Below are 12,527 nucleotides of genomic sequence, written 5' to 3' on the forward strand. Positions count from 1 at the left end.
TAACTACAATCAGATCAGAGAGTAAGCGCAATCGTTTGCGGACTCATCTAAGGGCTGATGCAAGCAAGGAACACGTAGTATTAAAAGCGATGAATCAAATTTCTCTCTGCTCTTTACCGACGGTAGCAGCAATTATGCTTTAACCTGCGGCACTCGGAAGGCACTCAAACGATAGGCAGCAAAATGAGAAAGGACACAACTATTGACTTCGCAAATAGGAGGTTGCGTCGGGCTGGTTGGGGGGCTTTTTGAATAGCCAGGGCACTGCATTTCCCTTGTCCAGCAGGTCGGTTGCGGCTGAATTCTATGCGGAACCGGGGCCCTACATAAACGCAGCCGTAGAAGCAGTACTGATGTATACTTCGTAAGGTTGTGCTAACGAAGTATTAATTGATTCAGAGAATAAGATACAAAAAAAGGTTGGCGAAAACTCGCCAACCTTCTTGCTGCTTGTGCTGCGTACTTTACAAGCTAATTATCAGGGAGTAAAGCTAAAAAAGCCCCCCACCTGATCGTTGCTAGCGTTCCAGCTTAAAGTCTTTGTCGAGGGCCGGGCGATCGGGCTGGTTGGCGACGGCCCAACCCGTCAGGTAGAGCCAGCGCGTGACGCCGGCTAGCTTGGGAATGCTGATGCGCTCAGGCTCGTCTGCGGGCGTGTGGTAATCCTTGTGCAGCAGCGTAGTGTAGCAGATGGCCGGAATATTAAGGCGAGCATAAGAAAGGTGATCAGAGCGAAAATACCAGCCTTCGGGATGGGTGGGCTTATCCCAGAGTGTATCCAGCTTAAACTGGGCGCTGGCCTGGTTTGCGGCCAAAGCGGTGTTTACCAAGCTCAAGGAGTTGCGGTGGGGCGGCTGCGAGCCAAGTAAAGCGGCGCTGTCGGGTGCGTTGCGGCCAATCATTTCAGCATTGAGCACCGCCACAATCGACTCACGGGGTACGGTGGGATTGGCAGCATAGTAGCGGGAGCCTAGCAAGCCCCGCTCCTCGGCTCCATGAAACACAAATAGCGCCGTGCGCTTGGCTGGCTTCTGTTTAAAAGCGCGCATGGTAGCCAGCAAGGCCGCGCAACCGGTGGCGTTGTCGTCGGCGCCGTTCCAGATAGAGTCGCCGGCTACAATCTTGCGTACACCATCGTGGTCTTGGTGGGTGCTAAACAGAACGTTCTCCTTTTTCAGCTTCGCATCAGTGCCGGGGACGGTGGCCACAATATTTACCGATGGATAAGCAAAGCTTTCCACCTTCAGCGTAGCCGTCATCTGCTGGCCAGGCTGACGCACCCAAGCTAGCGCCTCGGCTGGCAGCCAGATAGTAGGAACTTGCTCCACTATACGGGTAGTCGCCTCGCCAGGCAAGCTGTAGCGGCCGCGCTCGTAGCTGGTGGTCCAGTTCTCGTACAGGTTTTGGGCCCGCGCATCCGACACGAATACAACGGCCACCGCGCCCGCCTTCACCAACTCCACCGAACGGTCGCGCATAGTGGTGTTTACGAAGCGGCGGTAGCTCAAATCGGCGGGCTGCGTACCCGAAAACAGAATAGCCACGGCCTTGCCTTTTACATCCACGTTAGCCATTTCGGGCGGTGTGCCGGTGCCTACAAACACCAGGGGGGCATTTATGGTCGCCACGCCAGGGGCCAGAATCATAGCGTCCTTGCCGTGGGTGAGCTGGTGAGTGCCAATGCGCAGCTGGCTGTCCTTGGTGAGGCGGGTGCGCTGAATATGAAAGAACTGGAAGTAAGTGCCATCGTCGCCGGCCGGCTGCAAGCCGATGGCGCGGGCCTGCTCAGCAATCCATACGGATGCTTTCAGTTCGTCCAGCGTGCCGCCCTCCCGACCCCGAAAATGGTCCCCACCGAGGGCGAACAAGTCGCGCTTTAAATCTTCTTCCTTGATGGCCGAGCGTTTGTCGCCGGCAAACGGACTGCGTTGGGCAGTCGCTGAGCCATTGCTGAGCAGTAACAAGGCCAGCAGACTTCCGGGAATTAAGCAACGAGAAAATAAGGGATGTTTCATAGAAGGAAGGAGAGGAAGGATAGATTATCAAAATGGACGGTCATGCAGAGCGGAGCGAAGCACCTCGCGTGTTTAGTGAGCTTAATAACTCAGCATAAACACGTGAGATGCTTCGCTCCGCTCTGCATGACCGTCAATGATTTAAAATGGCGCGAGGGTCTTGGCTATTATGCCACTACCTCATAGGTCATAATGGGCTTGGCTTTGTTTTTCAGCGTGATTTCGCCCATTGGCTTGCACTGAAATGACTCCTTTATCTTCTGATAAGTGGCTTCCGTAACGATAATCTGGCCGGGCTGAGCGGCGCCCTGTAAGCGCTGGCTCACGTTCACCGTGTCACCGATTACAGTATAATCTAGGCGCTTCAGCGAGGCAGAGCCGATGTTGCCGGATACCATTTCTCCGGTGTTAACGCCAATAGAAACCTTCGGTTGGTAGGCAGAGCCGTCAGGCAACGTGCCGGGGCTGGCGGCTATTAAGCTGCGCACCGACAGGGCCGCGTCGATGGCACGGTCGAGGTGGTACTCGCCCCGGAATACGGCCATGATGGCATCGCCCATAAACTTATCGATGTAGCCGCTGTGCGAAATAATTTCGCGCACCATCTGGTCGAAGTAGGTATTCAGCATATTCACGACATCACCGGGGGGCAAAATTTCCGACAGTGACGTGAAGCCGCAGATATCAATGAAAACCACGGTGGCTTCAATGGTTTCGCTGGCCAGGAGCTTGTTCTCGAAGTCGGGGCGGGCCATGAAGTTGAGCACCGTCTCGTCCACGTACATTTTCAGGATGTTGTTTTCCTGGATGGCCTGGAGCGTTTCGCGCAGCTGCCGTACCTGAACGATGGTTTTCTCGATGGTTAGCTCCAAATCGTTGAAATCCACAGGCTTGCACACGAAATCAAACGCGCCGCGGTTCATGGCCGTGCGAATATTCTGCATATCACCGTAGGCTGATACCATCACGGTTTTGACGGCAGTGTGGGCTTCGTGCAGCTTGGTAAGCATGGTTAGCCCGTCCATCACGGGCATGTTGATGTCGGAGAGAATGATGTCAGTATCAGGGTGTTCGGCTACGCGGGCTAAGGCCTCTTGCCCATTGCTGGCGAAGAGAAACTCGTAATGATGCTCCCGGATTTTGCGACGAAATTTCTGCTTAATGAGCAGCTCTAAATCGGCTTCATCATCAACAACTAAGATCTTTGTTTTCATGCCTGTTCTATGGAAGCTAAGCGCTCCTTGAGGGCGGCGAAGTCTACGGGTTTGGTTAGGAAATCATTGGCTCCCAGCTCCATAGCTTGCCGGTAACTGGATTCATCGGCGTAGGCCGTAATCATCATCACCGTGGGCGGGGGCGGAGTTGGGTGCTCTTGCTTGATGCGGCGCAGTAGTTCTAGGCCGCTCATGCCGGGCATATTGATGTCGGAAAGAATCAAAACTACCTCCGAAAAATGTTCATTTAAGTACGTCAGAGCCTCTTCGCCGGAGTAGGCAAAATCGAAGGAGAAAGTTCCGTTGCGGATTTCCCGGCGAAAACGCTGCTCAAATAACTGGCGCACATCCGGCTCGTCGTCAACCACTAATATTTTCATCATGGCGAAGGTAGTACTACTGGAAGATGAAGTTATCCTTAATCTGGGCAAATAACCAAGCCATCAAAAGTAAGCTTCTAGCTTTACTAAATAAGATGTCTTTTGACCAAGCCGCAACAACTAGTTTGAACGAGCTAAATGGCGAATGAGATTTGGCAAAATCAGTATAAAGCTAAGTGCATGGTAGCCCGTACTTATGTGCTTATAGCAGAACAATACTTGAGACCGTTATGCAGAGCGGAGCATTTCGCTCGCGGTAATGAGGTTGGTAGTCTAACGAAACACGCGAGATGCCTCGCTCCGCTCTGTATGACCATATTTTTACTATTGTAGTTGCAGCTTAACCAACTGCCGGCGCCGGATTTTGGTCAGTGGGAGGGGTGAAGGGTTGGGCGTCTACGGAGGTGGTGAGGGTAGGGGCGGCGTGGTTCCGGCGATATTGAGCTAAGGCTTTGCGACCCACTAGGCGAAACACGACGGGCGTAACGATAATATCAAGCATAGTGGAAGACAAAAGGCCCCCCAGGATGACCACGGCCACTGGATACAGGATTTCTTTGCCGGGCGCGTCCTTAGCTAGGGTGAGCGGTACTAGAGCCAAGGCCGCTACCAGAGCTGTCATCAGTACAGGCACCAAGCGCTCCAAGGAGCCACGCATAATCATCTTATCAGAAAATGCTTCGCCCTCTTTTTCAACCAGATGAATGTAGTGAGAAATCATCATGATGCCGTTGCGAGAGGCAATACCGGTGAGCGTGATGAAACCCACTAATGAGGCAATGCTGAGCGTGCCGCCCGTGAGCAGCACGGCCGCCACCGAGCCTATAAGTGCCAGCGGGATATTGAGCATGATTTGGGCGACGAGCAGCCAGGACTTGAAATGGGCGTAAAGCACCAGAAAAATGCCCCCCAGCGAGAACAAGCTCAACCATAGAATCTTGCTGCTGGCGGCCTGCTGACTCTCAAATTGCCCCCCATAAGTGAGGTAATAACCGGTAGGCAGCTGCACCTGCTCGCTGATGCGCCGCTGCATTTCCTGCACGGCGCTGCCCAGGTCGCGGCCGGCTACATTGGCTGAGATGGTGATGCGGCGCTGGGTATTTTCGTGGTTGATGGTGTTGGGGCCGGGCTCGTAGCTTACATCAGCCACGGCGCTGACGGGCACGAAGCCGCCACTGGGCGTTTCGAGTCGGGTGGCGGCAATCTGGTTGAGGTCGGCGCGCAGGGAGTCGGGTAGCTTCACGATAAGCTCGAAGCTCTGCTGACCCTGCAAAATGCGCGACACGACTGCGCCTTGAAACAGCGTTTCCAGGTCCTGGACCACTTCGCCGCGAGGCAAGCCGAGGGCCCGAATGGCATCTTCGCGGGGGCGAATGAGCAGTTGGGGCACCTGCACCTGCTTTTCAACCTGTAAATCGACAACGCCCGGCACGGTGGCGGCCGCATCGCGAACCTCATTGGCGTAGCGGCGCAATTCCAGCAGGTCGTTGCCAAATACCTTGATGGCTACCTGGGCCCGCACGCCGGACAAGAGGTGGTCGAGGCGGTGGGAGATGGGCTGGCCTACGTTGATAGTCACACCTTGTAGCAAACTCAGGCGCTGGCGCAAATCGGCCAGAATTGCGTCTTTGTCGCGGCGTTCCAGGCCTTCCTTTTCCAGCTCTTCGTCGGTTTTGAAAGCTACTTCAATCTCCGAGTTATTCACCGATTCGGCATGCTCGTCCAACTCGGCGCGGCCGGTGCGGCGGGCGGTGTAAGCCACTTCCGGCACTTGCAGCATCTGCTTTTCGGCCAGAGTGCCCAAGCGGTTCGACTCAGCCAAGGAAGTGCCGGCGGGAGCTGAGAAGTTGACAGTAAGCGAGCCTTCATTAAAGGGCGGCAAAAACTCAGTGCCAAAGAACGGCACCATAGCCGCCGCCAGCACGAATAACAAGCCTGTAGTGCCCAAAATTAGCTTGGGGTGCCGGAAGCCGAAGCTAAGCAGGCGCGTGTCTTTGGCCTTGAGCCAGCGCACTAAGCGGCTGTCTTGCTCGGCGCGTAGCTTTAGTTTGGGCAATAAATAATAGCACAGCACCGGCGTCACCGTAAGCGAAACGAACAACGACGCGATAATGCTGGTAATGTAGGCCACGCCCAGGGGGGCAAAAATTCGTCCCTCCATACCCGACAGCGCGAACAGCGGCAGAAACACGAGTACCACAATAATAGTGGCGTATACAATAGAATTGCGGACCTCCGAGGACGCCTCATAAATGACCTGCAAAGCGGGCCGTGGCCGAGGCAGCTGCCGGTTCTCGCGCAAGCGCCGAAACACGTTTTCCACGTCAACAATAGCATCATCCACTAGCTCGCCGATGGCAATAGCTAGGCCGCCCAGGGTGAGTGTATTGATAGAAATGCCCCCCACCTTGAAAACCAAGGCCGTAACGAGCAAGGATAAGGGGATGGCGGTGAGCGAGATAAGCGTGGTGCGCACATTAAGCAGAAAGGCGAACAGCACAATCACGACCAGGATAGCGCCGTCGCGCAGTGCTTCCTCCACGTTGGTGAGCGAGGCGTTGATGAACTCGGCCTGTTGAAACAAACGGGTGTTGAAGCGCACATCGCGGGGCAGGGAAGGCTGCAAGGCGGCTAGCGCGGCTTCTATCTGGCGGGTGAGCTGAGGCGTGCTGGCGCCGGGCTGCTTTTCGATACTGAGAATGACGGCGGGCTGGCCGTTTACGCTGCCGTCGCCGCGTTTGAAACGCCCCCCAAACTGCACCGTCGCTACCTGCTGCACCGTGACCGGCGAGCCATTGCGGTAGCTCACGATGATGTTCTCGATATCCTCCACCGAGCGCAGGCGGCCTAGGTTACGGATGAGCACTTCGGAGCCGTTGCGGTCAAAGAAATTGCCGGTGGTGTTCAGGTTGGATTGACGCAGGGCTTCTTCCAGCTGATTAATAGTCAAGCCTGTAGCATTGAGCCTAGGCAGATCAACGAGCACCTGGTATTGTCGCTGCTCGCCCCCAATGGGAATGACCTGAGCTACGCCCGCAATGCTGAGCAGGCGCTGGCGCACGGTATAGTCGGCGAGGGTGCGCAGGTCGGCGTCAGAGGTGCGCGGTTGATACTTTGATTGGTTCTGGGGGGCAATTGTGTCCTTCTTGGTGGGTTGCTCGTGGCCGCTAGTGAGACCGACAAGCATGATTTGTCCCATTACGGAGGAGATTGGACCCAGCACTGGCGAGATGCCCGTTGGCAACTGCTCCTGCACAGTTTGCAGCTTCTCACTTACGATTTGGCGGGCCGTGAAAATGTCGGTGCCGTAGTTGAACTCGACGAAGATCATTCCCAGTCCCACGGCGGAGTTGGAGCGCACTGCCTCCACTCCCGTAGCCCCGTTCAGCGCCGTCTCGACGGGGCGCGTCACAAGAGCTTCTACTTCTTCGGGGGCCATGCCGGGCGCTTCTAAGAATACCGTAACGCGGGGCCGGTCGAGGTCGGGCAGCACATCAACGGGTAGGCCGCGCAGGGTGGCGAAGCCGCCGACCAGCAGGGCCAGGGCGAAAGCCAGGGTAAGCAAGCGGTTTTCGAGGGAAAAACGAATGATGCGATCAAGCATGGTAGCGGGGTAGGGGCGCGTGGCACGCACCCGTCGTTGTTTGGTTGTTTATTCTCGAGCATTGCCAGCAACCAGCTCATCCCGGTAAACAACGGTAGGCGCATGCAAGGCGCCTTTACTGATTCAAATACACGGACTTCAACTGGTAGGTATTCTGAGTAACTACCCGCTCGTTTTCGGTCAGACCTTCGGCAATGATGGTTTGCCGATTGTCGGCAGAGCCGGGGCGTATATAGCGGAGCTTAAAGACCTCGGGGGCCGTGTGCACAAACACGGCTGGGCGGCCGCCCACGTCGGTGACGGCGCTGGTGGGCACAGCAAGCTGGGCTTCGGCGCCGCGATTTTGCACGCGCACGTTCACGCTTTGGCCGGGGCGGAGCGCGGAGTTGCTCTGCACGGCCAGCACCAGCTCGCGGGCTTGGTTCACTGGGTTTACCACGTTGCTGAACGACACCAAGCGGGCCGGCACGGACGCGCCGCCTTGCAAGCCTTCAATTACAAAGCGACCAGCGGTGCCTACTTGCTCCATATCGGTTGCAAACACCTGTGCCCGCACATACAACTGACTGGGATTGATAACGCGCAGCAGCTCGTCGCCCTGATTTACCTGCTGCCCCACGGCGAGGCCAAATACATCGACGGTGCCCGTGATAGGCGCCCGCAACTCGACGCGGCGCTGCTGTCCTTGGTTGTTTAGGATGCCAGCGTTCTGGCGGGCCTGGCGCAGGCGTAGCTCAGCGGCTACCACGTCTTTGCGGGCGGCTATATCCTCAATACTTTTTAAGCGGGCGTAATCTTGCTGAGCGGCGCGTAGCTCGGCCTGGGCGTTGGCGCGGTCGGTGGCCAGGCCGATTTGCTCGGTGGCGGCGAGGGTTTGGTCCAACACAGCCAGCACTTGGCCAGCCTTCACATTTTGGCCGACACGCACATTCAGCGTTACCAAGCGGCCGGTTTGCGGGGCTACTAAGCGGCCTTCGCCGCCAGGCGCAGCTGTTATTTGGCCCAGCAAGGTGCGGCGGGTAAGCAGCGTATCGGAGGCGGCCAGTTGGGTGCGAATCTCGAACAGAAACTGGCTTTCCTTGGGCATGATGACCTCGTCGGGGGCGCCGGTGGTGGCACCTAGAGCGCCGGCAGCGGTTTCGCCGTGGTCTTCGCCGCCATGAGCCGCGAGGGGACGGGGCGGTGGCAGTAATAGGGCAAACAGCGCACTAAGTACGACGAGTGAGAAGCCGGCCGTTTTCCAAGAGCTGACCTTGTTACTTAGCCCGCGTAACCGACCTTGATGGGGTGCTGTCGGGCGTAGGCGGGATGATGTGGGGGACGTTTTCATGAGTGTACCAGCGGTGGTTGGGCCTCGGTGGTGCGGGAGCGGCGACGTAGGAGCAAAGCGGTAAGTGCAACGCCAGCCAAAAAGCCCCCCAGGAGGAGCAGGCCCATTTTCCAAGTGAGGAAAGGCCCCGCGGCAGGCGCAGCAGTAGCGGTGGGTAGCTCTTTGCCCACGGCTATGCCTTTGAGCAGCATCAAATCGGCCCGCTTGTCGGCCACGATGTTTACCGTGAGACTGTAGGTTTCATTAGCTGGAAACTGACCTTCTACCAAGTATTCGCCGGGCCCGTGGGGCGTGGCCGCAAACTGGAGCTTGTCGTTTTCGGGCACTGTGAAGGTGAGGCGGGCGCCGGAGATAGGTGCGTTGGTGGCGTAGTCTGACACGAACAGGCGCAAATGAGCCGGCTCGCCAGCCTTCAGCGGCTCGTAGCGCAGCAGTAGCTCAAACTGGGTTGACTGGCTGGTAACCGAGAAATATTGTGCCCCCGGCGCGCCTGCCGCGGCGGTTTCGCCGTGGTCTTCGCCGCCGTGGGCCGTGGCTGGCGGTGGCCCAAATACCAGGCTGCCAAGCAGTAGAAAGACAAACAGGTAGGTTTTCATTGGCCGCGTAAAAAGTTGAGTTGAATAAGCGCTTCCTGGTAGCCGCGCACCGCGTCGAGGTAGTCGGCGCGGATTTGGAAGGCCTGGTTAACACTTTGCACAAACAAGTAATAGCTCACCTCGCCAGCCCGAAACAGCCGCTGAGCTGTGCTGACAATGGTCTTGGACTGGGGCAGGCCCGTTTGCTGGAAGTAACGTAGGCTAGCCTCAAATTTGGCTACATCAGCCTGGGCCTGTTGATACTCGCGGTTGACTTCCAGCCCGGTAGCAGCGCGCTGGGCCAGGGAGGCTTGCATGCGAGCATCGGCGGCTCTGATCTGGGAGCGGTAAGTCCAGAAGTACAAGGGCAAGGACAAGCCGGCTTGAAACCGGTTGCGGACCGGCGAGTCCCGGTCGCCCTGGTTTTGATAGCCTAGCACTACCCCCGGCAAGGCCCGCGCCCGCGCCAGCCGCAGGTTCAGCCGACTCACCTCGATATTTTGCAAGGCAAACGCCAACTGTGGATTGGCTTGCAGTTGTGCGCTATCAGCAGTTGGTACATCGCTGGGGGGCAAAACTAAGGTGCCGAGCGCCGTTAAGTCAGCACCCGTAGTCAACTCTACCGTGGGTTGGCCCAGCAGCAGGCTCAGTCGGGCCTGGGCGGCACGGCGGTCGGCGGCGGCTTGCTGAAGCCGGTTAGCCGCCTGCCGCGATTCGGCCTCGGTGCTCACTCGCTGCAAATAGTCTACTTCGCCGGCAGCATACAGCCGTTCCGAAGCCGCGGCCAGCGTGCGCAGCAGGCTGTCCTGACTGGCAAGCTGGCGCTGTCGGGCTTCAGCTATTTGCAAGGCTAAGTAGCTCAGGCGCACTTCGCGCTGTACAGTATTTCGGCTTATTTGCTGGTTGCGCTGGGCCAACGTCACCTGGGCCCGACCAACCTTGGCCTGTCGGCTGTACACGGTCGGGAACTCAAACGTCTGCTGGGCGCCCACGGTGTAAAATGCGCCCGTGGGGCTTTCCACAATAACGCCCGGATTAATAAGCGAAAAAGCCCCCCGACGTAAAGCTTCCTGCTCACGCTGCTCCGCTCCCGCCTGCCGCAGCGCCGGACTCACCCGCAGAGCACCTGCCAGGGCACTGTCGAGACTAAGCACTTGCTGAGCGCGTGCGGGCAGCGTAAGCAGCACTATGCCAAGCGTGGCCAGGAGCCCCAGCTTTAAGTGTCGTGAGTGATATGCGAGGGAGTTGTTCACTGAGAGAAGGCCATGTTGTTACTGCCTGTTTCTGAATTTTACTTAACTCGTTTATCATGCTTCGCTTTGCTCTGCATGACCGCCTGACGGCTTAGCTCTTCTTTACCAAATCCATGTTGCAGACGGGGCATTTGCCGGGCTTGGTGCTGGCGCTGCCCTCGCATTGCATGGGGCACTCGTAGGTGGCGGCAGCTGTGGCACCAGCAGCTGGAGCTACGTTCACGGTGAAGTCGGCGGTGTGAATTTGCCCCCCATGATTGAACTGGAGGAACACGCGGTACAAGCCGGCCTGCTCAAAGCCCGTCTGGAAACCGATGCTGGGGCCGCGGCTGGTGCCCGCGTCGCCGGGGTGCACGTGCAGATACTTCTCAGTATCTTGGCTGATAACGACCATGTGACCCAGGGCACCGAGGTAGTTGTCGAGGTTAGTGACGGGCTGACCGTTGCGGCTCACATTTACTTGTAAGGCCAGTGGCTGACCTACCTGCACCGGCTTATCAAACGACAATACAGCTTCGTAGCCGCCTTTCTGCCAGCGCATTTGGTCCTTAGAAAACTGAACGGGGGCTTTGGGGGTGCCGGCCACGGTTACTACTTGGCGGCCTAGCTGGTGGGCGCCGCCTTCGGGCTGATAATCTTGATAGAGCACATATTCACCGCCGGTTTTGAAGGTGAAAGGCACATTGTACTGGCCTTCGGCCGTAAACTCGGGGTGCTCGTGGAAGAACTCCGATAGGTCTTTGCTCACAATAATGAGGTGCATTTTCTTTTCGTGCACTACGGCTAAGGGCACCGGCGACTTTTCCTGGCCTTCTATCTGAGGCAGAAACGATAAGGTAACCGGCTTGCCTGCTGCTAACTGAGCGGGCTGAGAGGAAAAGACCATACGGTAGGTTTTCCCGTCGTTGTTGGCGCCGTCGGTGTGCTCGAGGTTCATTCCGCACTTGGGGCATTTACCGGGCTCGTTGCTCACCACTTCCGGGTGCATGGGGCAAGTGTAGATATGCTCACCTGCATGAGCGGCGCTGGCCTCCGTGCCATGCTCGTGGTCGTGGCCATCGGTGGCTGTTTGGGTCGTAGTGGAGGAGTTGTCGGAGCAGCTAGTGGCGGAAAAGGAGAGACCGGCTAAGAGCAGACCTACGGGCAATAAGTGTTTCATAAAAAAAAGGTTAGTAAAGCGAAGAAGAGCGCCCTAAGGGGCAATTTGATGTTGAAATAGGAGAAACTGAGATGCTGGTATTAGGCGGGGCAAAAAGCCGGAAAGGCACGCAAAAAGGTCCGCGCCAGCCCACGGCTAAGCCGGGGCAGCGCGGACCTTTGCAGACGCGGAGCCTTAAATTGTTAGAGAACCAATAAATACCCGGATATCCGGAATCTTGGGCTTAAGATGAGCCGGTGGCACCAGTAGCACAGGCTGAGTGCGGTCCCAAGCCTGAAAGTGGGCTAAGGTGAAGCTGCTGGCCGGCGGCAAAGCCAGATACAGCGGCATGGACTTATCGAGGCTATGCTTCGGTGGGTGCGTGAGCGACGCGAAAAACGCTGAGGTTTTGTCGCGGCAGCACTCGTCGCTTTTCTCCTGCTTATGGTCAGTGGCCGAATCGTGGCTATGCTGGTGCTTTGCGGCCTTGTGCTCATGCTGGTGGGCCGAAGCGTGGGCGTGAGCCGGCACATCGGCTGCATGGCTATGCGACTCAATGGTCGCAGTTACTGCGTTAATCGGCGAAAGGCTACGGGCCTGTACCCCAAAGCACAAGCACAGAAACTGCACCACGAACACGCTCAAAAAGGCCCCCAGCAAGCTGGCAGCCACTCGGCGACGAATGTGGGCAGGGAGTGTATACATAGCGGAATACTAACGACAAACTTACGTCAGTTGTTCATTGCCAAGCAAACCAACATTGATTGGTTGTCTTGGAATAATAAGTGCCTCACACGGTGCATAGAGGGCGTCTAGAGCGGCTGCCGATGCTTTTGCATTGAGGCAGAAGCAGGCTTAAGCCATAGTTGTATAATTCATAAGCTTAATTATATACGCCTTCAGGGGACTATCAAACTAGGGTTAAAGGTTAGAGCTAGAAAGGCTAGGAAAGTTAGTTCCCCTCCTCAGCTGAGGAGGGGTTAGGGGTGGTTGGCAATCGTTGAATCACTCGCGTATG

9 protein-coding genes are annotated in these 12,527 nt (G+C 56.9%); all 9 read right to left on the reverse strand.

The window, feature by feature from the left end; all coding sequences use genetic code 11:
* Window positions 1-518 precede the first annotated feature (518 nt).
* The gene (locus tag ACW9KT_RS07630) at window positions 519-2,015 is read right to left on the reverse strand and encodes a M28 family peptidase (RefSeq protein ID WP_457078981.1); all 1,497 of its coding nucleotides are present in this window, start codon (window positions 2,013-2,015) and stop codon (window positions 519-521) included.
* Between the two features lie 167 nt (window positions 2,016-2,182).
* A complete protein-coding gene (locus ACW9KT_RS07635) occupies window positions 2,183-3,229 on the reverse strand; it encodes an adenylate/guanylate cyclase domain-containing protein (RefSeq protein WP_457078983.1) in 1,047 nt (348 codons plus the stop codon).
* Window positions 3,226-3,609 carry a response regulator gene (locus ACW9KT_RS07640; protein WP_457080175.1) on the reverse strand — a complete coding sequence of 128 codons (384 nt, stop codon included), beginning with the start codon at window positions 3,607-3,609 and terminating at the stop codon, window positions 3,226-3,228. Before ACW9KT_RS07640 ends, ACW9KT_RS07635 begins: the two co-directional genes overlap by 4 nt.
* 340 nt (window positions 3,610-3,949) lie before the next feature.
* Window positions 3,950-7,213 carry an efflux RND transporter permease subunit gene (locus ACW9KT_RS07645; RefSeq protein ID WP_457078984.1) on the reverse strand — a complete coding sequence of 1,088 codons (3,264 nt, stop codon included), beginning with the start codon at window positions 7,211-7,213 and terminating at the stop codon, window positions 3,950-3,952.
* 115 nt (window positions 7,214-7,328) lie between these two features.
* The gene (locus tag ACW9KT_RS07650; RefSeq protein WP_457078986.1) at window positions 7,329-8,543 is read right to left on the reverse strand and encodes an efflux RND transporter periplasmic adaptor subunit; all 1,215 of its coding nucleotides are present in this window, start codon (window positions 8,541-8,543) and stop codon (window positions 7,329-7,331) included.
* Window positions 8,540-9,139, reverse strand: coding sequence for a hypothetical protein (locus ACW9KT_RS07655; RefSeq protein ID WP_457078988.1), 600 nt, complete (start codon window positions 9,137-9,139; stop codon window positions 8,540-8,542). The genes ACW9KT_RS07650 and ACW9KT_RS07655 overlap by 4 nt, the downstream gene beginning before the upstream one ends.
* Window positions 9,136-10,371: a TolC family protein gene (locus tag ACW9KT_RS07660; RefSeq protein ID WP_457078990.1), complete on the reverse strand. Its 1,236-nt coding sequence runs from the start codon at window positions 10,369-10,371 to the stop codon at window positions 9,136-9,138. Before ACW9KT_RS07660 ends, ACW9KT_RS07655 begins: the two co-directional genes overlap by 4 nt.
* Before the next feature lie 91 nt (window positions 10,372-10,462).
* Window positions 10,463-11,530 carry a heavy metal-binding domain-containing protein gene (locus tag ACW9KT_RS07665; protein ID WP_457078992.1) on the reverse strand — a complete coding sequence of 356 codons (1,068 nt, stop codon included), beginning with the start codon at window positions 11,528-11,530 and terminating at the stop codon, window positions 10,463-10,465.
* A gap of 174 nt (window positions 11,531-11,704) precedes the next feature.
* Complete coding sequence (locus tag ACW9KT_RS07670; protein WP_457078994.1) at window positions 11,705-12,214, reverse strand: hypothetical protein; 510 nt, start codon at window positions 12,212-12,214, stop codon at window positions 11,705-11,707.
* Between the last annotated feature and the right edge of the window lie 313 nt (window positions 12,215-12,527).

Source organism: Hymenobacter sp. HD11105 (assembly GCF_054051685.1).